This window comes from Streptomyces sp. NPDC088910, from assembly GCF_044749865.1.
Classification (GTDB): Bacteria; Actinomycetota; Actinomycetes; order Streptomycetales; family Streptomycetaceae; genus Actinacidiphila.
On sequence record NZ_JBIVIV010000001.1, the window covers coordinates 439,391 to 461,379 of the forward strand.

The 21,989-nt window shown below is 73.1% G+C and carries 21 protein-coding genes; 10 read left to right on the top strand and 11 right to left on the bottom strand.

Translation table 11 applies throughout. The features are described 5' to 3' along the window. Window positions 1–3: 3 nt before the first annotated feature. Complete coding sequence (locus ACIP4Z_RS01905) at window positions 4–756, top strand: DUF4429 domain-containing protein (RefSeq protein WP_391047353.1); 753 nt, start codon at window positions 4–6, stop codon at window positions 754–756. 61 nt (window positions 757–817) lie between these two features. On the opposite strand, the gene ACIP4Z_RS01910 is transcribed toward ACIP4Z_RS01905, so the two are convergent. Next, a complete protein-coding gene (locus ACIP4Z_RS01910; RefSeq protein WP_355344816.1) occupies window positions 818–1,840 on the bottom strand; it encodes an aldo/keto reductase in 1,023 nt (340 codons plus the stop codon). Further along, entirely contained in the window at window positions 1,840–2,349 is a 510-nt protein-coding gene (locus ACIP4Z_RS01915; RefSeq protein WP_355344813.1) for a MerR family transcriptional regulator, read from the bottom strand. Before ACIP4Z_RS01915 ends, ACIP4Z_RS01910 begins: the two co-directional genes overlap by 1 nt. Before the next feature lie 144 nt (window positions 2,350–2,493). Here ACIP4Z_RS01915 and ACIP4Z_RS01920 point away from each other — a divergent pair, with 144 nt between their 5' ends. Continuing rightward, a complete protein-coding gene (locus ACIP4Z_RS01920; protein ID WP_401304282.1) occupies window positions 2,494–3,312 on the top strand; it encodes a serine hydrolase domain-containing protein in 819 nt (272 codons plus the stop codon). Window positions 3,313–3,330: 18 nt separating this feature from the next. Here ACIP4Z_RS01920 and ACIP4Z_RS01925 read toward each other — a convergent pair whose 3' ends face one another. After that, window positions 3,331–4,044 carry a pirin family protein gene (locus ACIP4Z_RS01925; protein ID WP_401305021.1) on the bottom strand — a complete coding sequence of 238 codons (714 nt, stop codon included), beginning with the start codon at window positions 4,042–4,044 and terminating at the stop codon, window positions 3,331–3,333. A 377-nt stretch (window positions 4,045–4,421) separates the two neighbouring features. Here ACIP4Z_RS01925 and ACIP4Z_RS01930 point away from each other — a divergent pair, with 377 nt between their 5' ends. From ACIP4Z_RS01930 to fabF, 5 genes are all read left to right on the top strand, one after another. Further along, complete coding sequence (locus tag ACIP4Z_RS01930) at window positions 4,422–5,627, top strand: helix-turn-helix domain-containing protein (RefSeq protein WP_355344804.1); 1,206 nt, start codon at window positions 4,422–4,424, stop codon at window positions 5,625–5,627. Between the two features lie 89 nt (window positions 5,628–5,716). After that, complete coding sequence (locus tag ACIP4Z_RS01935) at window positions 5,717–6,667, top strand: ACP S-malonyltransferase (protein ID WP_355344801.1); 951 nt, start codon at window positions 5,717–5,719, stop codon at window positions 6,665–6,667. A 13-nt stretch (window positions 6,668–6,680) separates the two neighbouring features. After that, on the top strand, window positions 6,681–7,691 hold the full coding sequence (locus ACIP4Z_RS01940; RefSeq protein WP_355344798.1) for a ketoacyl-ACP synthase III: 1,011 nt from the start codon (window positions 6,681–6,683) through the stop codon (window positions 7,689–7,691). Between the two features lie 70 nt (window positions 7,692–7,761). Next, on the top strand, window positions 7,762–8,010 hold the full coding sequence (locus ACIP4Z_RS01945) for an acyl carrier protein (RefSeq protein WP_355344795.1): 249 nt from the start codon (window positions 7,762–7,764) through the stop codon (window positions 8,008–8,010). A 79-nt stretch (window positions 8,011–8,089) separates the two neighbouring features. Further along, on the top strand, window positions 8,090–9,358 hold the full coding sequence (fabF, locus tag ACIP4Z_RS01950) for a beta-ketoacyl-ACP synthase II (RefSeq protein ID WP_355344792.1): 1,269 nt from the start codon (window positions 8,090–8,092) through the stop codon (window positions 9,356–9,358). A gap of 173 nt (window positions 9,359–9,531) precedes the next feature. Here fabF and ACIP4Z_RS01955 read toward each other — a convergent pair whose 3' ends face one another. After that, on the bottom strand, window positions 9,532–10,443 hold the full coding sequence (locus tag ACIP4Z_RS01955) for an NAD(P)-dependent oxidoreductase (RefSeq protein WP_401304287.1): 912 nt from the start codon (window positions 10,441–10,443) through the stop codon (window positions 9,532–9,534). A 56-nt stretch (window positions 10,444–10,499) separates the two neighbouring features. Beyond that, entirely contained in the window at window positions 10,500–10,994 is a 495-nt protein-coding gene (locus tag ACIP4Z_RS01960) for a DUF3145 domain-containing protein (RefSeq protein WP_188285125.1), read from the bottom strand. Between the two features lie 453 nt (window positions 10,995–11,447). Between ACIP4Z_RS01960 and ACIP4Z_RS01965 the strand changes: the two genes are divergently transcribed. Next, a complete protein-coding gene (locus ACIP4Z_RS01965) occupies window positions 11,448–12,170 on the top strand; it encodes an SGNH/GDSL hydrolase family protein (protein WP_401304291.1) in 723 nt (240 codons plus the stop codon). Window positions 12,171–12,246: 76 nt separating this feature from the next. On the opposite strand, the gene ACIP4Z_RS01970 is transcribed toward ACIP4Z_RS01965, so the two are convergent. Together ACIP4Z_RS01970 and ACIP4Z_RS01975 are read right to left on the bottom strand one after the other, a co-directional pair. After that, entirely contained in the window at window positions 12,247–13,017 is a 771-nt protein-coding gene (locus ACIP4Z_RS01970) for an EI24 domain-containing protein (protein WP_355344783.1), read from the bottom strand. A 608-nt stretch (window positions 13,018–13,625) separates the two neighbouring features. Next, complete coding sequence (locus tag ACIP4Z_RS01975) at window positions 13,626–16,181, bottom strand: beta-glucosidase (protein ID WP_401304294.1); 2,556 nt, start codon at window positions 16,179–16,181, stop codon at window positions 13,626–13,628. A 149-nt stretch (window positions 16,182–16,330) separates the two neighbouring features. Between ACIP4Z_RS01975 and ACIP4Z_RS01980 the strand changes: the two genes are divergently transcribed. Continuing rightward, window positions 16,331–16,966, top strand: a complete 636-nt coding sequence (locus tag ACIP4Z_RS01980) for a TetR family transcriptional regulator (RefSeq protein ID WP_391047366.1) — start codon at window positions 16,331–16,333, stop codon at window positions 16,964–16,966. 59 nt (window positions 16,967–17,025) lie between these two features. On the opposite strand, the gene ACIP4Z_RS01985 is transcribed toward ACIP4Z_RS01980, so the two are convergent. Both ACIP4Z_RS01985 and ACIP4Z_RS01990 read right to left on the bottom strand, forming a co-directional pair. Continuing rightward, entirely contained in the window at window positions 17,026–17,454 is a 429-nt protein-coding gene (locus tag ACIP4Z_RS01985; protein ID WP_355344774.1) for an organic hydroperoxide resistance protein, read from the bottom strand. A gap of 118 nt (window positions 17,455–17,572) precedes the next feature. Further along, window positions 17,573–18,583, bottom strand: coding sequence for an NADP-dependent oxidoreductase (locus ACIP4Z_RS01990; RefSeq protein ID WP_355344771.1), 1,011 nt, complete (start codon window positions 18,581–18,583; stop codon window positions 17,573–17,575). Between the two features lie 149 nt (window positions 18,584–18,732). Here ACIP4Z_RS01990 and ACIP4Z_RS01995 point away from each other — a divergent pair, with 149 nt between their 5' ends. After that, entirely contained in the window at window positions 18,733–19,239 is a 507-nt protein-coding gene (locus tag ACIP4Z_RS01995) for a MarR family winged helix-turn-helix transcriptional regulator (protein ID WP_401304299.1), read from the top strand. A gap of 28 nt (window positions 19,240–19,267) precedes the next feature. Here the strand turns inward: ACIP4Z_RS01995 and ACIP4Z_RS02000 are convergent, their stop codons facing one another. Next, a complete protein-coding gene (locus ACIP4Z_RS02000; protein WP_401304302.1) occupies window positions 19,268–20,281 on the bottom strand; it encodes a hypothetical protein in 1,014 nt (337 codons plus the stop codon). A gap of 154 nt (window positions 20,282–20,435) precedes the next feature. Next, entirely contained in the window at window positions 20,436–21,950 is a 1,515-nt protein-coding gene (locus tag ACIP4Z_RS02005) for an aldehyde dehydrogenase family protein (RefSeq protein ID WP_401304304.1), read from the bottom strand. Window positions 21,951–21,989 lie beyond the last annotated feature (39 nt).

Below are 21,989 nucleotides of genomic sequence, written 5' to 3' on the forward strand. Positions count from 1 at the left end.
ACGATGGCCCGTATGGGTGATGTGCTGGCCGGAAACAACGCTGAATGGGAGTTCGAACCAGAAGCGGTGGTGATCCGGTACAGCAGAGGCGTACGGGGCGTGAGGTTTCTCCAGGCCCTCGGGGAACGCCGGATTCCGCATGAGGCGCTGGACGGGATCGAACTGCTGGACGGACGGCGCGGCACCGTCGTCCTGCGGGCGCTGCCCAGGCCCGGCGCCGATCCGGTGATCGAGGCGGCCGGCGGCCAGCTCAAGGAGAGCGCGGACCCGTACCGTCTGGTGCTGCCCGCGCAGTCGCGCACGCTCGCGGAGTACTACCGGGACGAGCTGCGCCCCCTGCTCGGCCCCCAGGTGCGGCACAGCCTTGACGACGGCCCGGCGGAACGTTTCCTCGTGGCCCCACCTGCGGCGCCGCGCTCCTTCAAGGCGTACGACGCGAAGGCGCTGTTCGACGGCCGCACCGTCAGTTTCCGCTGGTTCTGGACGGGCGCGTCGTCCGCGAAGTGGAAAGCGGGCGACCAGAGCTTCCCGGTGGAACAGCTCAGCGGCCTCGACTGGCGCTCGCCCGAACTCCTCCACGGCCATCTGCGGCTGCTGCGCCGCGACGCCGACCGGCAGGAGCAGCCCGGCGAGGCCGACCAGGACCCGGCCGCCGTCGTCTTCGGCCTCGGCTACGGACCCGTGCACGAGTCGCTGCCCTTCGCCGCGGCGGTGCTCGCCGCGATCAAGTCCGCCCGCGTACGGCCGCAGCCGTAGGGCGCGGTCGTACGCGGGCGGGTGGCGCCGTGTAGCGCCGTGTGTGGCTGAATCCGTACGGCTACTCGCGCGCCGCCGACGTACTGCTCATGTCCGGGTAGCGGTCGCCCGCCACCTGCGCGGCGATCGGTTCGAGCAGCTCCAGCTCGGCCGGGGTGAGCGTGATCCGGGTGGCCGCGGTGTTCTCCAGCACGCGGGCGGACTTGCGGGTGCCCGGGATCGGCACCACCGGCAGGCCGTGCACGGCAGCGCGCTGCTGCACCCAGGCCAGCGCGATCTGGCCGAGGGTCGCGCCGTGCGCCTCGGCGACGGCGCGGACCGGGGCCAGCAGGTCCGCGTTGCGCCGGGCGTTCTCGCCGGTGAAGCGCGGCTGGCTCTGCCGGAAGTCGCCGCTGCCCAGCTCGGTGGCCGCGTCGGTGAACGAACCGGTCAGGAAGCCGCGGCCGAGCGGCGAGTACGGCACGAAGGCGATGCCCAGTTCGGCCGCCGCGCCGACCGCGGACTGCTCCACGTCCCGGCTGAACAGCGACCACTCCGACTGGATCGCGCTGATCGGGTGCACCGCGTGCGCCTCGCGCAGTTCCGCGCCGGTCACCTCGGACAGCCCCAGCCAGCGGACCTTGCCCTCCGTGACCAGCTCGCCCATCGCGCCGACCGACTCGCTCAGCGGGACCGCCGGGTCGCGCCGGTGCATGTAGTACAGGTCGATGACGTCCGTGCCGAGGCGGCGCAGGCTGCCCTCGACGGCCTGCCGGATGTACGGCGGGTCGTTGCGGATCGCCCGGTACGAGGAGTCGTCGCGCTTGCGCTCGTTGGCGAACTTCGTCGCCAGGACGATCTCGTCGCGGTGCGCCTTGACGAAGGGGGCCAGGAACTCCTCGTTGTCGCCGATCCCGTACATGTCGGCGGTGTCGTAGAGGGTGACGCCGACGCCCAGCGCCGTCTCCAGCGTCTCGCGGGCCGCGGCCTCGTCGGTGTCGCCGTAGAACTCGCTCATGCCCATGCAGCCCAGCCCCTGGACACCGACCGCGGGTCCTCCGGTGCCGAGGGTCGTGGTGGCGATACGTGAGGTGTCGTCGCTCATCAGGCGCCTGTCCTTTCCTGCACTGCGGGGTGCCGCACGGCGGGGGTCCGCGGCGCGGGGTCCTGCACGGTGGAGCACGCGTACGTGCTGATCTTGAAGTCGAGGACCGTCAGGGTGTCCTGGAGCTCGGCGATCCGCTGGAGCACGTCCAGCCGGGTGGACTCCAGCAGCGCCTGACGGTCGGGGAACGTGTGGTCGCCGCTGCGCACCAGCTCGGCGTACCGGACCATGTCGGCGACCGGCATCCCGGTCAGCCGCAGCTTGCCAACGAAGGCCAGCCAGTCCAGATCACGGTTGGTGAACCGGCGCTGGCCGGTGTGCGAGCGGTCCACGTGCGGCATCAGGCCGATCCGCTCGTACCAGCGCAGGGTGTGCGCGCTGAGGCCGGTGAAGGCGGCCACCTCGCTGATCGTGTACTGGTCCTGGCCGTCGGGCCGCAGGTGCCCGTCGTCATCCGCGCAGCTCGTCGTATTACTCGGTTTGCTCTTCGCCACCTGCACGACCGTCATACGCTCCACGCTAAGACCTTGGAGTGCACTCCAAGCAAGTGGGCTCCGCGCGCCGGGCCCGCTCTGATCCCGCCCCGGCCTCGCTCCGGCCTCGCTCCGGTCCCGCCCCGAAGCGCGGCACGGACACGCTTTAAGCTCGCACGCATGGAGAGCTTGCGCCTGATCGAGCAGTGGCCGGTGACGAACGCGGCGGCGGCCGTGGTGCGGCAGGACGGGACGGTGGCCGGGTCGCACGGGCCGACGGGACAGCGGTTCCGGCTCGCCTCGGTCACCAAGCCGCTGACCGCGTACGCGGCGCTGGTGGCGTACGAGGAGGGCGTCTTCGAACTGGACGACCCGGCGGGTCCCGAGGGCTCCACCGTGCGGCACCTGCTCGCGCACGCGTCCGGGCTCGCCTTCGACGAGGACCGGGTGACGGCGCCGCCCGGCACCCGGCGGCTGTACTCCAACGCGGGCTTCGACGTGCTCGGCGAGCACCTGGCCAAGGCCGCGGGCATCCCCTTCGCGGAGTATCTGCGGCAGGCCGTGCTCGAACCGCTGGGCATGACCGCCACCGGTCTGTCCGGCGCGGGCTCCCCCGCCGCCGACGGTGTCTCCACGGTCGACGACCTCGTCCGTTTCGCCGCCGAGCTCCAGGCCCCGCGGCTCCTGCACCCCTCCACCGTGGCCACCGCCACCTCGGTGGTCTTCCCCGGCCTCAAGGGCGTCCTGCCGGGCTACGGCCACCAGAATCCCAACGACTGGGGCCTGGGCTACGAGATCCGCGCCGCCAAGTCCCCGCACTGGACCGGAGCCCTCTCCTCCCCCGCGACCTTCGGCCACTTCGGCCAGTCCGGCACCTTCCTGTGGGTCGACCCGGTCGCCGGAACCGCCTGCGTCGCGCTCACCGACCGCGACTTCGGGGAGTGGGCGGTGCCGCTGTGGCCGCGCTTCACCGACGCCGTCCTCACCGAGCTGCGCTAGGGCTTTCGGGGAGGGCGGTCAGCCGTACGACGGCTCGGCGTGCATCTCCCACACCAGGTACTCCGCCGGGCCCTCGCACCGCGCCGTGAGCGCGTCCGCGCCGGTGATCCGGGCCGCGTCCCCCGCCGTCAGCAGCTCGTCACCGAGCCGCACACCACCGCGGACGACATGCACATAGCGGTACGGGGCCGACGGCAGCGGCGCGCTGTCCGCCGTCACCGGGCGGCCCACGTACAGCGCGGCGGCGCGCTGCCGCAGCCGCAGCGCCCGCGGGGGCGCGTCCGGGGCGCCCGTGGCCAGCAGCGTCAGGCCGGGGCCCGGCGGGGCCGGGTCGCTCACGCTCGCGTAGGCCGGGGCCTCCCCGAACGTGTCGGGGTGCAGCCACATCTGAACGAACGTCAGCCGCGTCCCGCCCGCATTGCGCTCGACATGGCGTACGCCGCCGCCCGCGCTCAGCCGCTGGAGCCCGCCGGGGCCGAGGCGGTGCGGCGCGCCGCCCTCGTCCCGGTGCTCCAGCTCGCCTTCCACCACCCAGGTGACGATCTCCGTGTCCCGGTGCGGGTGTTCCCCGAACCCCGCGGCCGGTTCCAGGCTCTCCTCATTGCACGCCAGCAGCAGGCCGAACCGGACGTTCTCGGGGTCGTAGTGACCCCCGAACGAGAACGCGTGCCGCGTCACGATGCCCTTCTGCGGCACCGATCGCATCCTGCTCGCGGCCCGCCGCACGTCGATCACCGCCCCACGATACCCAGACCCCACCCCGCCGGGCCGTGGGCCTGCCCGTGCGGCTGCCGCCGCGTGGGCCCGCTGTCCGCACGACCTGTGCCCCGTCTGGGGCGCTGGGGGCACCCCCGGCCGGAGGTTGGGGGAGGAACTGCGCGGCCAGCCGCCGCGCTCCCGCAGGTCACCACCCGCCCCGGCGGGGCAGTTCGGATGTCTCCGGACCACCCGCCGGTGGGGGCTTGTCGCGCAGTTCCCCGCGCCCCTAAAGACCAGGCCCCGCGCAGGGTGGACGTACAGGGGGGCGGGCCCGCGGCGGGGCCGGGTCTCGCGCGGCGAAGCCGTACCCGTGGAGCGCGCCCCGCAGGGGATAAGGCAGGCTTGTCCTCGTGCCCGAGCCCTCGCAAAGCCCGCAACCTCCCGCAGAGACAGGCCGCGGCAGCCATGCCGCCACGCTCCGGCGGCTGGAGAAATCCGCCGGAAGGCTCGCCGCGAACGCCATCGCGCGGATGGACGCGCAGTTGCCGTGGTACCGGGCGATGCCACCGGAGAACCGGTCGTGGATCGGCCTGGTGGCCCAGGCCGGCATCGCCGCGTTCACGGAGTGGTTCCGGCACCCCGAGGCGCCGCAGGCGATCAGCACCGACGTGTTCGGCACGGCGCCGCGCGAGCTGACCCGCGCGATCTCGCTGCGGCAGACCGTGGAGATGGTGCGGACCACCATCGAGGTGATGGAGGCGGCGATCGACGAGGTCGCCGCCCCGGGCGACGAGGGCGTACTGCGCGAGGCGCTGCTGGTGTACGCGCGGGAGATCGCCTTCGCGACGGCGCAGGTGTACGCGCAGGCCGCGGAGGCGCGCGGCGCGTGGGACGCGCGGCTGGAGTCGCTGGTGGTCAACGCGGTGCTGTCGGGCGAGGCGGACGAGGGCGTGCTGTCCAGGGCCGCCGCGCTGGGCTGGAATTCGCCGGACAAGATCGTGGTGGTGCTCGGCACCGCGCCCACCGGGGACAGCGAGTTGACGGTCGAGGCCATCCGGCGGGCCTCCCGGCACGCGAAGCTCCAGGTGCTGACCGGGGTGCTCGGCGAGCGCCTGGTCGTGGTCGCCGGCGGCGACGACGACCCGATCCGGGTGGCGAAGGCGCTGATCGGCCCGTTCGCGGCGGGCCCGGTCGTCGCGGGCCCGGTCGTCGGCGACCTGCTGACGGCGACGCGTTCCGCGCAGGCGGCGGCGGCCGGACTCAAGGCGTGCGCGGCGTGGCCGGACGCGCCGCGCCCGGTGCTCTCGGACGACCTGCTGCCGGAGCGGGCGATGGCGGGCGACCGCTACGCTCGTGAACAGTTGGTGGAGGAGATCTACAGACCGCTGGAGGAAGCGGGCTCGGCGCTGCTGGAGACGCTGAGTGTCTATCTGGAGCAGGCGTCATCCCTCGAAGGTGCGGCCCGCATGCTCTTCGTGCACCCCAATACCGTTCGCTACCGGCTCCGACGTGTGACCGATGTCACCGGCTGGTCACCCTCCGATGTACGCTCCGCGTTCACCCTGCGCATCGCGCTCATCCTGGGGCGACTGTCCGACGCCGACCGGACACACTGAGCTTTTGTTGGACACATACAAATCGCCTGACAGTTCTTGGTCCCTGTCCCCACGGGCGGTCATCCCCGTCCGCGAGAGAGAGTGTGAAGGTGCTCGTACTCGTCGCTCCCGGCCAGGGCGCGCAGACGCCCGGCTTCCTGGCCCCCTGGCTCGAACTCCCCGGTGCCGCCGACCGCCTGTCCGGCTGGTCCGCCGCGGCGAACCTCGACCTCGCCCACTACGGCACGAAGGCGGACGCGGACGAGATCCGCGACACCAAGGTGGCACAGCCGCTGCTGGTCGCCGCGGGTCTGCTGTCCGCGGGCGAACTGACCGGCGGGGCCTCCCCGCTGACCCCGGACGCGGTGGCGGGTCACAGCGTCGGTGAGATCACCGCGGCCGTACTGGCCGGGGTGCTGTCCGCCGAGGACGCGATGACCTTCGTCGCGGCCCGCGGCCGGGCCATGGCGGACGCCGCCGCGGTCACCGAGACGGGCATGTCCGCGGTGCTCGGCGGCGACCCGGACACGGTCCTCGCCCACCTCGCCGGTCTCGGTCTGACCCCGGCGAACATCAACGGCGCCGGCCAGATCGTGGCGGCCGGCACCATGCCGCAGCTCGCGGCGCTGGCCGCGGACAAGCCGGAGAAGGCCCGCGTCATCGCGCTGAAGGTGGCGGGCGCCTTCCACACCGAGCACATGGCCCCGGCCGTGGCGACCCTGGAGGCGCTCGCGCCCTCGCTGGCCGTCACGGACCCGGCGCTGCCCTATGTGTCGAACGCCGACGGCCGGTTCGTGGCGTCCGGCGCGGACATCGTACGGCGGCTCGTCGCGCAGGTGTCCAACCCGGTTCGGTGGGATCTGTGCATGGAGACCTTCAAGGAACGCGGCGTCACTGCGATGATCGAGGTATCGCCCGGTGGCACGCTCGTCGGCCTCGCCAAGCGGGCGCTGCCCGGGGTGCGAACCCTCGCGCTGAAGACGCCGGACGATCTGGAAGCGGCCCGCGCCCTCGTCGCCGAATACGGCACCCCCGCCGAAGCCGTAGACGCAGCCGAATAGGAGCCGTGCAGAGATGACAGCGAAGATCAGGCCGAGCAAGGGCGCGCCGTACGCGCGGATCCTCGGTGTCGGCGGCTACCGGCCGACCCGCGTGGTGCCCAACGAGGTCATTCTGGAGCACATCGACTCGACGGACGAGTGGATCAGGTCCCGGTCCGGGATCGCCACCCGGCACTGGGCGGGTCCGGACGAGACCGTCGCCGAGATGTCGCTGGCCGCGGGCGGCAAGGCCATCGCGGACGCCGGGATCAGCGCGTCCGACATCGACGGCGTGATCGTCGCCACCGTCTCGCACTTCAAGCAGACCCCCGCCATCGCGACCGAGATCGCCCACCGGATCGGCGCGGGCATGCCGCCCGCCTTCGACATCTCGGCGGGCTGCGCGGGCTTCACCTACGGCCTGACGCTGGCCAAGGGCATGGTCACCGACGGCACCGCCAAGCACGTCCTGGTGATCGGCGTGGAGCGGCTCAGCGACCTCACCGACAAGGAGGACCGTGCCACGGCCTTCCTGTTCGGCGACGGCGCGGGCGCGGTCATCGTCGGCCCTTCGGACGTACCCGCCATAGGTCCCACGGTGTGGGGTTCCGACGGCGAGAAGTCCGAGACGATCAAGCAGACCGTCTCCTGGGAGGTCTACCGGGACACGCCCGCCGGGGAAGTCCGTTTTCCGGCGATCACGCAGGAGGGCCAGTCGGTCTTCCGGTGGGCCGTGTTCGAGATGGCCAAGGTCGCCCAGGAGGCGCTGGACGCCGCCGGGATCACCGCCGACCAGCTCGACGCGTTCATCCCGCACCAGGCGAACATGCGGATCATCGACTCGATGATCAAGGCTCTGAAGCTGCCGGACCACGTCGCGGTCGCCCGTGACGTGGAGACCACGGGCAACACCTCGGCCGCCTCGATCCCGCTCGCGATGGAACGGCTGCTCGCCACGGGCAAGTCCAAGAGCGGCGACACCGCGCTGGTCATCGGCTTCGGGGCGGGTCTGGTCTACGCGGCAACTGTGGTTACTCTCCCTTAGTCACACACACCCTCGCGGCGCCGCAGTCCCGCACGCCGCTCACCCAGCAACACATCAAGGAGCGCCGTCAATGGCAGCCACCAAGGAAGAGATCGTCAGCGGTCTCGCCGACATCGTCAACGAGATCGCCGGTATCCCGCAGGAGGACGTCCAGCTCGACAAGTCCTTCACCGACGACCTGGACGTCGACTCGCTGTCCATGGTCGAGGTCGTCGTGGCGGCCGAGGAGCAGTTCGGTGTGAAGATCCCGGACGACGACGTCAAGAACCTCAAGACCGTCGGCAACGCCGTCGACTACATCCTGGCCGCCCAGGTCTGACCGGGCCCCGCCCGCCAGAAAGCCCTACCGGGACGACGCGACTGTCGCCCGCCCTTCTAGACGTGGAGAGACAATTCCTGTGAGTCCGACCAATCGCACCGTGGTCGTCACCGGTATCGGAGCAACCACACCGCTGGGTGGCGACAGCGCGTCGACCTGGGAGGCGTTGCTGGCCGGCCGGTCCGGCGTCCGCACGCTCGACCAGGACTGGGCGGCGGATCTGCCGGTGCGGATCGCCGCGCAGATCGCCGTCGAACCGGGTGAGGTGCTGCCCCGCCCGCTGGCCCGCAAGCTGGACCGCAGCGCGCAGTTCGCGCTGATCGCGGCCCGTGAGGCGTGGGCGGACGCGGGCTTCACCGCGAAGGCGGGCGAGGACCCGGCGGTCGACCCCGACCGGCTCGGTACGGTCGTCGCCTCCGGCATCGGCGGCGTGACCACGCTCCTCGGCCAGTACGACGTGCTCAAGGAGCAGGGCGTCCGCAAGGTCTCCCCGCACACCGTGCCGATGCTCATGCCGAACAGCCCGTCGGCGAACGTCGGCATCGAGGTCAACGCGCGGGCCGGTGTGCACACCCCGGTCAGCGCCTGCGCCTCGGGCGCGGAGGCCATCGGTTACGCCATCGAGATGATCCGCACCGGCCGTGCCGACGTGGTCGTCGCGGGCGGTACCGAGGCGGCCATCCACCCGCTGCCCATCGTCGCCTTCGGCAACATGATGGCGATGTCCAAGAACAACGACGACCCGCAGGGCGCGTCGCGGCCGTACGACTCCGGGCGGGACGGCTTCGTCCTCGGTGAGGGCGCGGGCGTGATCATCCTGGAGTCCGAGGAGCACGCCACCGCGCGCGGCGCCCGGGTGTACTGCGAGGCGGTCGGCCAGGGCATCTCGGCCGACGCGCACCACATCACCCAGCCGGAGCCTTCGGGCCGTGGCATCGCCGCCGCGCTGACCAATCTGCTGCACAACTCCGACCTGAAGCCGGCCGAGATCGTGCACGTCAACGCGCACGCGACCTCGACCCCGCAGGGTGACGTCGCGGAGATCAAGGCGCTGCGCCAGGTCTTCGGCGACGACGTGGACCACATGGCGATCTCCGCCACCAAGTCCATGACCGGTCACCTGCTGGGCGGCGCGGGCGGTATCGAGACGGTCGCGACCGTTCTCGCGCTGTACCACCGCATCGCCCCGCCGACGATCAACCTCAACGACCCGGACCCGGAGGCCGACGCCGACATCGTCCGCGCCGAGGCCCGCCCGCTGCCCGAGGGCACCATCGCCGCCCTCAACGACTCCTTCGGCTTCGGCGGCCACAACGTGGTGCTGGCGCTCCGCTCCTGGAACCGCTGAGGCGCTGCCCGCTGAGCTGTGACGCGTGTGCCCCTGCCGGTCGGTCCGGCAGGGGCACACGCGTGAGGTCGGACCGCCGGGCGCACTGGCGCGGCGGGGTTCACCGGTAGCCGGCGAGCCACAGGGCGGATCCAAGCGCCCGGAGGCGAGACGGCGGCAAAAAAAGAGGGGCGCTACTTCGCTTCGGGGTCGAGGTCGGGGTCGGGGTCGGGGTCGGGGAAGCTCGCGAAGTACGAGGCGGCCATGTCCTCGTCGCCGTGGCCCTGGGCGGAGGCGCGGTGGAAGCGGTCGGCCCCGGCGGCGGTGAGGTCGAGGCGGATGCCGTGCCGGTCGGCGGCGCCGAGGATGAGTCCGGCGTCCTTGGCGGCGGCGTCCACGGTGAAGTTGGGGGCGAAGTCGCCGCTGAGGATGACGGCGGACTTGGCGCGGAGGTAGGGCAGGTCGAGGGGGCCGCCCCCGATGGCTTCGAGGATGTGGTCGCGGTCGACGCCGAGCCCCTTGGCGAGCGCCATGACTTCGGCGGTGCCGTGGGTGACGGCCAGCACCCAGGTGTTGAGGACGAGCTTGAGGCTGCTGGCGGCCCCGGCCGTACCGTCGTCGCCGAGCCAGATGGTGGTGCGGCCGACCGCGTCGAAGACCCGTTCCGCGACCGGGCGGGCGGCGGCGGGGCCCGCGGCCAGTACGGTCAGCTCCCCGGCTTCGGCGACCGGCCGGGTGCCGAGGACGGGCGCGTCGAGGAAGTGCGCCCCGGTCTCGGCCGCCAGCGCGCCCAGTTCGGCCAGCGCGTCGGGCCCAACGGTGCTGCTCTGGACCCATACGACGCCCTCGCGCAGGGCGGGCGCGGCGGCGCGCATCACCTCCAGGACGGAGGGCCCGTCGAAGAGCATGGTGATCACGGCGTCGGCGTCGCGTACGGCGTCGGCCGGGTCGTCGGTGACGCGGATGCCGTCGGCTTCGAGCGGCTGGGCGCGGGAGCGGGTGCGGTTCCAGGCACGGACCTCGTGCCCGGCGGCGGACAGATTGCGGGCCATCCCGGCGCCCATGATTCCGGTGCCGAGGACCGCGACGGTGAGAGTGTCGGACATACCGGCAGGCTATGCCGCGCGGCCCCGCTCGGGGCGCCGACGTACCGCCGACGGGATTAGACCACTTGGTGGAGCCAGCGGACGGGGGCGCCCTCGCCCGCGTAGCGGAAGGGCTCCAACTCGTCGTCCCAGGGCTTGCCGAGCAGCCCGGACAGCTCGCTCTCCAGGTCGGCCTCGCCCATGCGGGCGCGCTGCATCGCGGCGCGCAGCCGGTCCTCGGGGATCAGGATGTCGCCGTGCATGCCGATGACGGCGTGGAAGATGCCCAGCTCGGGGGTGGCGCTGTAGCGCTCGCCCTCGGCGGTCGCGCAGGGCTCCGCCGTGACCTCGAAGCGCAGTTGGTGCCAGCCGCGCAGCGCGGACGCCAGTTTGGACGCGGTGCCGGGCTCTCCCTGCCAGGAGAATTCGGCGCGCCAGGTACCCGGCGAGGCGGGCTGCCGGATCCAGTCCAGTGTGACGCGCACGCCTAGGACGCCCGCGACGGCCCATTCGACGTGTGGGCAGAGCGCGCGCGGTGCGGCGTGCACGTACAGAACTCCACGTGTCGTCACCGGTACCTCCAGTGTGGGACGAGGTTCGCCTTCCCCAGCGGCCTCACACCCGAACTGGCTGCTCTCGGGGCAACATTAGACATTCTGCACTATTCACCACAATCAGGACAACAATCTACGTTTGACGCCCGGCAGTCGCCGATCTCCCGTCTTTTCGCCCGGGTGTCAGGGAAAAAGCTACCGTGCGGCGTCCTTGAGGGAGTCACGTACCGTCGTGCTGGTACGAGATGTCACCCACTCGTCGGAGGGGAGCACCGGATGCGACCGATGCTGCGCCGTGGCCTCGCACTGGCCGTAGGGGCCGTTCTCCTGGGCGGATGCACCGTCAGCGGGTCTCCGCCCGACGGCGGTCGGGGTGAACCCTCCGCACACACCTCGCATTCCGCTTCGGGGCCGCGCGACCCGTCCCCGAAGCCCTCGCCGACCCGCCCCTGGAACGTCCGTCCGCCGTCGGTGGCCGCGCTCGGTGACTCCATCACCCGCGGTTTCGACGCCTGTTCGCCGCTGTCGGACTGCCCCGACGTGTCGTGGTCCACCGGCGACCGCGACAAGGTCGACAGCGTGACGCACCGGCTGGCCGCGACCGTGCCCGCCACCAGGAGCTGGAATCTCGCCCAGTCCGGCGCCCTGGTCGCGGACCTGCCCGCCCAGGCCGAGGCCGCGGCGGCCCACCGGCCCGCCATGGTCACCGTGCTGATCGGCGCGAACGACGCGTGCACCGCCACCGCCGCCGCGATGACCTCGATCGCCGACTTCCGGGCCGACTTCGCCCGCGCGCTGTCGTATCTGCACCGCGTGCTGCCCGGAACGCAGGTGCTGGTGGCCAGCATCCCCGACCTCAAACGGCTGTGGTCGGTCGGGCGGACCAACGTCCTGGGCAAGCAGGTCTGGAAGCTCGGCCTGTGCCCCTCGATGCTGCGCGACGCGGACTCGCACAGCGCGGCGGCCGAACAGCGCCGCGACACCGTACGGGACCGCGTGATCGCGTACAACAAGGTGCTCGGGCAGGTCTGCGGACAGTACGAGCGCTGCCGCTACGACGGTGGCGCGGTCTTCGCGTACCCGTTCGGCACGGACGACCTGAGCCGCTGGGACTGGTTCCACCCCAACGAGCGGGGGCAGGCCCAACTGGCCAGGATTCTGGCCCGAGTCGCCTTCGGCGCGAGTCCCGCGTAGGGGCGGAACCGGTCATTTCACGGAGGGATCCGGCCTTTTCGGCGGCGGGCCCGGGGACGGTGCGGGGGGATGGCCCTCAGTCGTCGGGCCGGCCCTCCTCGGCGGGCTCGCCCGGCGGCAGCACTTCCCTGGCCAGCAGCGTCGCGCCCGCGACGGCGCCGGGCATCAGGAAGACCGCCACCAGCGGCACGAGGAAGGCCAGGACGAGCGGCACGCCGAAGCCGAGGACCAGCGGCAGCCGGGCCCGCAGCACGCGGATGCGTTCGCGCAGCGGTACGTCGCGGCGCTGCATCGCGACCGCGGCGAGTTCCAGGGTGAGGAAGAAGCCGGAGACGCAGAAGCCGACGGCGGGCACCACGGTCTGCCCGAGGACCGGCACGAAGCCGAGCGCGAACAGCACGATCCCGAAGGCCGCGACGCGCACCAGGACCCGGACGCTGTCCACCGTCGAGACCCACAACTCCCGCCACAGCCCCAGCTCGGGCCCCTCGGGCGCCCCGCCCTCGGCCCGGTCCACGCGCGCCGCGACCGTCTCGTAGAACGGCTGCCCGACCAGCAGCGTCACCGCCGTGAACGAGATCACCGCCAGCAGCAGCCCGCCCCCGACCACGACCGCGTCCAACAGCCCCCGGAACGCCCCGGACCACGGCGACGCCCAGTGATCCGCGAAGGGCGTCGCCCACGCGACCATGTCGTCCGTCCACACCAGCAGCGCCACGAGCGCCGCCGCGTACCCGACCAACGTGATCAGCGCGGGCACCATCCCCAGCCGCCACTCCCGCCCGTGGCCTGCGGCCCACTTCTGGCCCAGATACAGCAGCCGCACTCCACCCCAGATCTCCCGCATGCGCGGAGCTTAGAGGACAAGCACGTCGGCCGCCGCCGAGAGGCATACAAGCGCGACGCGGCACCCGCCGCCGGGTCACCCTTCGGCCCAACCCGCCCGCCAGCCACCACGCGCAGCGCCCAACTCGCCTTCGCCGAAGGCGAGATCCCCTGCGGGGCTGCCGTTGGCCGGTACTCGAACCGCACGGCGCGCGGTCGCCGAAGGCGAGATCCCCTGCGGGCAGCCATCCGCGCCGCTGCCCGCATCGCACGGACCGCAGTCGCCAACAACGAGAGCCCCTGCGGGGCGGCCGTTGGCCGTAGCCCGAGCCGCACGGATCGCCGTCGCCGGACGGGAGATCCCTGCGGGACGGCCATCCGCCGAATCTCGGATCGCACGGGCCGCGGTCGGCGACGGTGGGGGCCCCTGCGGGGCGGCCGTTGGCCGTAGCCCGAACCGCACGGACCGCCGTCGCCGAACGCGAGAGCCCCGCGGGGCGGCCGTTGGCCGTAGCCCGAATCGCACGGACCGCGGTCGCCGACGGGGGGGGACCCCGCAGGGAGGCCGGCAGCCGAATCCCTACCTGCATGGGTGGGGGTCCCCCCGCCGAAGGCAGGGGGAGGGCGGGGTCAGGGAGCGGGGACGGAGAGCGGGGCCGTGAGGCGGGGCGAGGCGATGGAGCGGCCGGCGACCACGGCGTAGGCGCCGGGCACGAGCCGCCACGCGGCGGCATCCTCGTCCCAGACCTCGGCGGCCCGCCGGGGCACCCGGACGGTCACCTCGACGGCCTCCCCCGCCTCGGCGGCGACGGAAGCGAATCCGGCCAGCCACCGCCCGGGCCGCGCGACGTCCGAGGTCGCCCCCTCGGACGACGCCCCGTCGAGGTAGAGCTGGACGACCTCACGCCCGGCCCGCGCCCCGGCGTTCCGCACCCGCACGGTCGCGGTGACCAGCACGTCCGGCTCCGAACTCTCGGCGACGACCAGCGACTCGTACTCCCAGTCGGTGTACCCGAGCCCGTGCCCGAAGGGATAGGCGGGCGCGACGGCCTGCCGCTCCCACACGCGGTACCCGATGAACACCCCTTCGTCGTAGGCGAGTACGCCGTCCTGCGGCGTGACCCGGCTGACGGGCGCGTCGGCGAGCCGTACCGGCCAGGTCGTGGGCAGCCGCCCGCCCGGCTCCTCCACGCCGAGCAGGACGTCGGCGAGGGCGGCCCCGGCCTCCTGCCCGGGGAACCAGCCGAGGAGCACGGCGGCCACGTCCTCGCGCCACGGAAGCTCCACCGGGGAGCCGGAGTTGACCACGACCACGGTCCGCGGATTGACGGCGGCGACGCGGGCGACGAGTTCGTCCTGGCGGCCGGGCAGCCGCAGATCGCGCCGGTCGAAGCCCTCGGACTCGACGCGTTCCGTGGTGGCGACCACGACGACGGCGGTGTGCGCGGCCCGCGCGGTCTCGACGGCCTCGGCCAGCAACTCCTCCGGGTCGCGGGCCGGTTCGCCGTGCAGCAGGGCGAACCCGACGGCGAGGATGGGGAGTTCGACGCTCTTGGGCACGGCGTGCACGAGGCTGATCTCGACCCGCTCCCCCGCCGCCAGTTCGACGGTCCCGTGCTCGGCGGGCGTGCCGAGGAACGCCTCGAACGGGTCCTCGTGCTCGCTGCCCTCGACGCCGTCGAACAGCACGTGTCCGCCGACGGTCAGGGTGAAGCCGCCGGTGCCGCGGGTGCCGAAGCGGTGCGCGCCGCTGACCCGCGGGGTGAACCAGCCGCGGGTCTCGACGGTGTGCAGCGCGTCGTACGCGACGCCTTCCGGCAGTTCGCCGAGCCACTGGAGCTGGCCGTTGGGCAGCTCCTCCGAGCCCAGCTCGGCTCCGTGTTCGTCGCGGGCGACGGCGGTGAGGGCGAATCCGGGTCCGGCGACGGGCAGTTCCTCGGTGGGGTCGGCGCCGACGCTGTGGCTGAGGGCGACGCCCGCGTGCAGCGCGGCCCGCAGCCCGTCGAGCGGCGAGACGACGTGGTCGGGGAAGACCTGCGCGGAGCCGCCGCCCAGGACGCGCGGGTCGCGGGCGGCGGCGCCGATGAGGGCGATGCCGCCGCCGAGCGGGGTCGGCGCGAGCGGCAGCACGGGCGCGTTGCCGCGTACCTCGTTGCGTACGAGCACGAAGCCGCGGCGGGCGATCTCGCGGGCCAGCGCGTCGCCGTCGGCCGGGGCGGGCCGGTCGGCCACGGCGACGGCGGGCGGCGCGCCCTCCAGCAGGCCGGTGCGGGCGGCGAGCAGCAGGACCCGGCGGGCGGCGGTGTCGACGGCCGCCTCCTCGACGGCCCCCGCGCGTACGGCGGCGGCCAGCGCCTCGCCGTAGACGGTGACCGGTCCCGGCATGGCGATGTCGAGGCCGCCCAGGAGCGCGCCGACGGTGTCGCGGGCGGCCAGCCAGTCGGAGACGACGACGCCGTCGAAGCCCCATTCGCCGCGCAGCACGCCGTTGACCAGCGGGTCGTGCTCGGTCATCGTCGTGCCGTTGACAGCGTTGTAGGCGGCCATGACGCCCCAGGGGCGGGCGCCCGCGACGATCGCCTCGAAGGGCGCGAGGTACAGCTCGCGCAGCGGCCGGGGCGCGATCCGGTTGTCGACGGTGAAGCGCTCGGTCTCCGCGTCGTTGCCGACGAAGTGCTTGACGGTGACGCCGACTCCGCCGTCCTGGACACCGCGCACATAACCGGTGCCGATGGCGCCGGTGAGATACGGGTCCTCGCTGTACGCCTCGAAGTGCCGTCCGCCCAGCGGCGACCTGTGCAGGTTGACGGTCGGCGCGAGCAGGACGTGGACGCCCTTGCGATGCGCCTCCTGGGCGAGCAACCGTCCTGCGCGGCGGGCCAGTTCGGGGTCCCAGGACGCGGCGAGCGCGGTGGGGCTGGGCAGCGCGGTCGACGGGTCGCCCGCCGTCCAGCGCTTGCCGCGTACGCCGATCGGGCCGTCGGACATCACCAGCGAGCCGAGGCCGATCTGCGGCAGCGCGGGCAGCGTCCACATGTCCTGGCCCGCCAGCAGCCGCGCCTTGGCGTCGAGGTCGAGCTTGCCGAGCGCCGCGTCGACCGCCCGCTCGCGCTCCGCGTCCCCGCGCGCGTCCGCGCGTACGCCCTCGTCCCCTGCTCCGGCCGCCGCCCCGCTGATCGCCGTCATCTTCCGTCCCCTTCCGCCTGTCCCGTACCGCTCCCGTCCCACCGCGCCCACGCTACCTGTCGTACGGTAGGGATAGATGCCATTTCGTAATCTTGTAGGCTCCCGAGCGGCAAAGGCTCCCGAGCGGCAGGGGAAGGGGGCGGGGTGGCGTGGCGGGAACCAGGAGTGAACGGCGGGGCGACCGGCGGGCGGAGATCATCCAGGCCGCGACGGAGGTGATCGCCGAGCGCGGCTACCGGGGCGCCACATTGGTGGCGGTGGCCGAGCGGGTGGGGCTGACCCAGCAGGGGCTGATGCACTACTTCCCCACCAAGGACGCCCTGTTGGTGTCCGTGCTGGAGGCGCGCGACCAGTGGGACATGGCGTCGGCGGCGCTGCACGGCCGGTCGTGGCCGCTGGAGGTGGTGGCGGAACTGGTCGAGTACAACGCGACCAGGCCCGGCATCGTCCAGGCGTTCACCGTGCTGGTCGGCGACAGCGTCACCGAGGGGCACCCGGCGCAGGAGTATTTCCGCGAGCGCTACGCGCGGGTCCGCGAGGGCGGCGCGCAGGCGCTGCGCGCCGAGTACGGCGACCGGCTGCCGGGCGGCCTCACCCCCGAGCGGGCGGCCACCTTGCTGGCGGCGGTGATGGACGGCCTCCAGGTGCAGTGGCTCCTCGACCCCGGCGCGGTCGACATGTCGGCGGCCTTCCGCGACTTCCTGGCGCTGCTGGCCCCGCCGTCGGAGCCGGGGACGGCCGGACAGCCGTCGCCGTCCGAGCCGGGGACGGCCGGACAGCCGTAAGGACCGCGCTCCTGGGAGCGCGGTCCTTACCGGGGCCGACCGGGTGAGCGGCGGAGAACTCAGACGACGCTCAGGTCCACCGTGATGTTGCCGCGCGTGGCGTTGGAGTACGGGCACACCTGGTGCGCCTTCTCCACCAGGTCCTTGGCGGTGACGTCGTCCACGTTGGGGATGGAGACGGCCAGTTCGACGGTGAGGCCGAAGCCGCCGGAGGCGATTTTGCCGATGCCGACCTTGGCGGTCACGCGGGAGCCGCTGATGTCGGCCTTGGCCTGGCGGGCGACGACGCCCAGCGCGCCCTGGAAGCAGGCGCTGTACCCGGCGGCGAAGAGCTGCTCGGGGTTGGTGCCGTTGCCCGCACCGCCCATCTCGGTCGGCGGGTTCACGATGACGTCGAGCTTGCCGTCGTCGGTGGCGACGCGGCCGTCACGGCCGTTCTCCGCGGTGGCGACGGCGGTGTACAGGACGTCTACGGGCTGGATGCTCATGAAAGTGTCCTCCTGAGGGGCGGGCGGCCCGCAAGGCACGCGAGCACGCCTGCAACATTTTGTTGAATTTTCGGCCGGGTGTCGAGCCCGGCCGGTCGGTCGGCGGCCGGACGGCGGGTCACTCCGCCGGAAGAGAGACGATCATCTTTCCGGTGTTGTCACCGCGCAGCACGCCCAAGAACGCTTCCAGATTGTTCTCGATTCCCTCCACCACCGTCTCGCGGTACCGCAGCCGGCCGTCACGCAGCCAGCCGGCGGCCTCGCGGACGAACTCGGGGCGAAGGTCCTCGTGGTCGGTGACGAGGAAGCCGCGCAGGGTGAGCCGCCTGCCGACCATCAGGCCGAGATTGCGCGGCCCCGCCACCGGCTCCGTCGCGTTGTACTGCGCGATGGCCCCGCACAGGGCGGCCCTGCCGTGCACCCGCATCGCGCCGACCGCGGCCTCCAGGTGCTCCCCGCCGACGTTGTCGAAGTAGACGTCGATGCCGTCGGGCGCGGCGGCCTTCAACTGCCCGGCCACCGGGCCGTCCTTGTAGTTGAAGGCGGCGTCGAAGCCGTACTCCTCCACCAGCATCCGGACCTTCTCCGCGGAGCCCGCGCTGCCGATGACCCGCGAGGCGCCCTTGAGCCGGGCGATCTGCCCGGCCTGGCCGCCGACGGCGCCCGCCGCGCCCGAGACGAAGACGACCTCGCCCGGCGCGAATTCGGCGACCCTCAGCAGACCCGCGTAGGCGGTGAGCCCGGTCATGCCGAGGACTCCGAGATACGCGGTGAGCGGCGCCTGGTCCGGGTCGACCCGGACGGCGCGCGCGGCGTCCACCAGGGCGTACTCCCGCCAGGCGAGGCCGTGCAGCACATGGTCGCCGACTGCGAAGTCCTCGGCCCGCGAGGCCACGACCCGGCCGACTGCGCCGCCGTGCATCGGCTGGTTCAGCTCGTACGGCGGCGCGTACGACTTCGCCTCGTTCATCCGGCCGCGCATGTACGGGTCGACCGACAGGTGCAGATTGCGGACCAGGATCTGGCCGGGGCCCGGCTCGGGGACGTCGGTCTCGACCAGCGCGAAGTCTTCCGGCACCGGCCAGCCCTTGGGGCGGGCGACCAGGTGCCATTCACGGCTCTTCGGCATGGGGGAAGTCCTCCTTCGGCGACGGTTCGACCACTGGTCGGCGTCGATCACTGATCAACCGCTGATCAACCATGGAAATGATTCAGGTGCTGAACTAACCATGGACCTTGATGTTTCATGATGTCAAACATTTGGGTAAACTGTTGGTCATGACACGTCGCCGAAGCGATCCCCTGACCGTCGAGGTCGTCGGCCTGATCGGCACCGTCGCCGCCCGCTACCACCAGGAGTACGAGTCGGCCGCCGCCCGCCACCGGCTGACCGGCGCGCAGGCCAAGGTGCTCGCGCTGCTCAATTCGGGGCCGCTGCCCATGCGGCGGATCGCCCGCTGGCTGAAGTGCGAGCCGTCCAATGTGACCGGCATCATCGACCGGCTGGAGGTCAGGGGGCTGGCCGAGCGCCGTACCGACCCGGCCGACCGCCGGATCAAGCTGGCCGCGGCCACCGCCGAGGGCCACGCCGTCGCCGACAAACTCCGCGACTCCCTGGACTTCGCCCGTGAACCGCTCGCCGGGCTCTCCGAACAGGAACGCACCATGCTGCGCGACCTGTTGCGGCAGATGCTGGGCGACGACCCGGCGGACGGCGCGCACCGCGACCACAGCCTCGGTGACACCCCGGGCGCGGGCCGCGAGCCGGGCGAGGGCGACGGCTGAGGCCCGCTGATCCGTCCCCGCGGGGACCCTACTGGCACCACCAGAGCACATGCGTGCACGTCGGCGACGGTGTCGCGGGCGAGGACGGCGGCGCGGTCGTGGTCGGCGGCGCGGCGGTCGTCCTCGACGGCGACGCGCTCGCGGTGCGCGAGGGCTTCCCCGCCGGGCTGGACGCGGGCGCGCTCTCGGAACGCGAGGCCGAAGCCGACGGCGAGCCGGACGCCTTGTCGGATGCCGAGGGCGACGCGCTGCCGCTGGTCCGGCCGCCACCCTTCGGGACGCCGGGGGTGCCGCTCGCGCCGGTGGACGGCCGGGGCGCGTCGGGCGAGGGGGAGACCGCGGAGACGCCGGGGCCGGGATCGGTGGACGGGCTCGGCGAGCCGCCGGAGAAGGCCGCGACGCCGAACATCGTCAGCGAGCCGACGACCGCGACCGCGCCGACGCCGAGGATCGCCGCCCGCTGGTGACGGCCGCGGCGGCGCCTGGCGGTCCCGCGCAGGTCGTGGTCCTCGCGGTAGCCGCCGCCACCGGCTCCGAGCAGGCTGTCGGCCAGGGCAGTGGGGGCGTCCCGTCGCGGGGCTTCGCCGTACGCGGGGACGTACGGGTCGGCGTACGGGGCGGTGTACGTCCCGCCGTACGCGCTGTCGTCGCCCGCCGTGCCGGGGTCCGTGTCCGGGTCCTCGCCGACGCCGGGGCCGACTGCGACGGCACTGCCGGTACCCGTGCCCGCGCCGCCGGGCTCGGGCTCGGCGGCGGTCGGGACGGGGGCTGCCGGGACGGCGGCGGGGCCCGCGTCCGGGCCGAGGCCCGAGTCCCTGAGGAGGTCGTCCACGAGGGAGCCCTCGACGGGGGCCATCGGTGTCGCCGCGCTCACGGACGGCGCCGGGCCGGCGCCGTCCGCTGCGGCGGCCTCCTCGGTGACCGGCGGCAGTTGCGCCGTGTCGGCCTCGTCGGGCAGCCCCGACCGGTCCGCGATCGCGCCGCATCCGGGGCAGGAGAAGGCGCCGTTGAGGTGTCGTCGGCACGTGTGGCAGTAGTTCATGGCGGATGGACTGTAAGGGACCGTCGCGGTGCGGCGGAACCCCGGAGTTCCGCTTGTCCCGGCTTCGCCGGGAAACTCCCCTGCGGACAAGTCGCCGCAGCTCAGGCCAGGTCGGGGCGGTCTGTACAGCGTCGGGCCGATGCCCGGCGGCGGCTCAGCCGGGCCAGACGAGACTCTGCGTCTCGCTGTAGGCGTGCAGCGCGTACGACCCCACGTCCCGGCCGACGCCGCTGCGCTTGAAGCCGCCGAAGGGCGCCTCCATGTTGCGGCCCACGGTGTTGATCCCGACGCCGCCCGCGCGCAGCCGCCGCGCGACCCGGAAGGCGCGGGGCACGTCGGCGGACCACACGTAGTCGATCAGGCCGTAGTCGCTGTCGTTGGCGAGCGCGACGCCCTCGTCCTCGTCGTCGAACGGCAGCACCACGACGACGGGCCCGAAGATCTCCTCGCGGACCACCCGCATGTCGGGCGCGCAGTCGGCCAGCAGTGTGGGGGCGACGTAGAACCCCCTTTCCAGCGGCGGGCGTTCACCGCCCGCCAGCAGGGTGGCGCCCTCCTTGCGGCCGAGCGCGACATACGCCTCGACGCGGTCGCGGTGGGCGGCGGAGATGACCGGGCCGACGACGGTGGCGGGTTGGGCGGGGTCGCCGACGACGAGCCGTCGCGCGTACCCCGCCAGTCGCTCCACCAGCCGTGGGTAGACCGCGCGTTGGGCCAGTACGCGGGTGGGGGCGGTGCAGATCTGGCCGCTGTAGAAGCTGAAGGTGGTGCCGATCCCGGCGACGGCCGAGTCGAGGTCGGCGTCGTCGAAGACCAGCGCGGCGCCCTTGCCGCCGAGTTCCATCAACTGCCGTTTCATACCGCGCCCGCAGGTCTCCGCGATGCGCTGCCCGACGGCCGTGGAGCCGGTGAAGCTCACCATGTCGGTGTCGGGCGACCCGACGACCGCCTCGCCGACGTCGGCGCCCGAGCCGGTCACCACGTTGAGCACACCCGGCGGCAGCCCGGCCTCGGTCAGCGCCTCCGCCATCCGGTAGACCGACAGCGGGTCCTGCGGGGCGGGTTTGACCACGACGGTGTTGCCCATCGCGAGCGCGGGCGCGACCTTGCCCGCCGGATTCGCCCAGGGGTTGTTGTAGGACGTGACGCAGGCGACGACGCCGACCGGCTGCCGGACCGCCAGCGCGCCGAAGACGCCGCCCGCGCCCATCGCGGACGCCTCGTTGAGCTGCGGGAGCAGCGCGGTCTCGGTGGGTTCGAGCGCGCCGCGCGCGTATCGCAGGAAGCGGGCGGCGGCCACGCCGACCTGCATGCCGCGGGCGGTCGCGGCGGTGGCGCCGCTCTCGGCGCCCGCCAGGGCCGCGTACGGCTTCAGTTCGCGCAGGATGATCCGCCCGGCGCGCTCCAGTATCCGGCCGCGCTCCTCGGGGCGGGTGCGCGACCAGCCGTCGAGCGCCTGCCGGGCGGCGGCGGTGGCCGCATGCGCCTGTTCCGGGCTCGCTTCCGGCGCCCGCCCGACCACGCGCTCGGTGGCCGGGTTCAGCACGTCGTAGTGCCCGCGCTCCGGGGCGGTCCACCGGCCGCCGATGAACAGCGCGTCCTCGATCGCCGTCCCGTCCGTACCTGTTGACGTATCCGTCGGCCCGTCCGCCGCCCTGTCCACCGCCATGCCCGCCTCCTCGGCCGCCGGTCCCACCGGAATCCGGCA

Coding starts and splice junctions, on each gene's coding strand:
- ACIP4Z_RS01905 (WP_391047353.1), top strand. CDS start 4: ATGGCCCGTATGGGTGATGTGCTGGCCGGAAACAACGCTGAATGGGAG.
- ACIP4Z_RS01910 (WP_355344816.1), bottom strand. CDS start 1,840: ATGAGCGACGACACCTCACGTATCGCCACCACGACCCTCGGCACCGGA.
- ACIP4Z_RS01915 (WP_355344813.1), bottom strand. CDS start 2,349: ATGACGGTCGTGCAGGTGGCGAAGAGCAAACCGAGTAATACGACGAGC.
- ACIP4Z_RS01920 (WP_401304282.1), top strand. CDS start 2,494: ATGGAGAGCTTGCGCCTGATCGAGCAGTGGCCGGTGACGAACGCGGCG.
- ACIP4Z_RS01940 (WP_355344798.1), top strand. CDS start 6,681: ATGACAGCGAAGATCAGGCCGAGCAAGGGCGCGCCGTACGCGCGGATC.
- ACIP4Z_RS01945 (WP_355344795.1), top strand. CDS start 7,762: ATGGCAGCCACCAAGGAAGAGATCGTCAGCGGTCTCGCCGACATCGTC.
- ACIP4Z_RS01955 (WP_401304287.1), bottom strand. CDS start 10,443: ATGTCCGACACTCTCACCGTCGCGGTCCTCGGCACCGGAATCATGGGC.
- ACIP4Z_RS01970 (WP_355344783.1), bottom strand. CDS start 13,017: ATGCGGGAGATCTGGGGTGGAGTGCGGCTGCTGTATCTGGGCCAGAAG.
- ACIP4Z_RS01975 (WP_401304294.1), bottom strand. CDS start 16,181: ATGACGGCGATCAGCGGGGCGGCGGCCGGAGCAGGGGACGAGGGCGTA.
- ACIP4Z_RS01985 (WP_355344774.1), bottom strand. CDS start 17,454: ATGAGCATCCAGCCCGTAGACGTCCTGTACACCGCCGTCGCCACCGCG.
- ACIP4Z_RS01990 (WP_355344771.1), bottom strand. CDS start 18,583: ATGCCGAAGAGCCGTGAATGGCACCTGGTCGCCCGCCCCAAGGGCTGG.
- ACIP4Z_RS01995 (WP_401304299.1), top strand. CDS start 18,733: ATGACACGTCGCCGAAGCGATCCCCTGACCGTCGAGGTCGTCGGCCTG.
- ACIP4Z_RS02000 (WP_401304302.1), bottom strand. CDS start 20,281: ATGAACTACTGCCACACGTGCCGACGACACCTCAACGGCGCCTTCTCC.
- ACIP4Z_RS02005 (WP_401304304.1), bottom strand. CDS start 21,950: ATGGCGGTGGACAGGGCGGCGGACGGGCCGACGGATACGTCAACAGGT.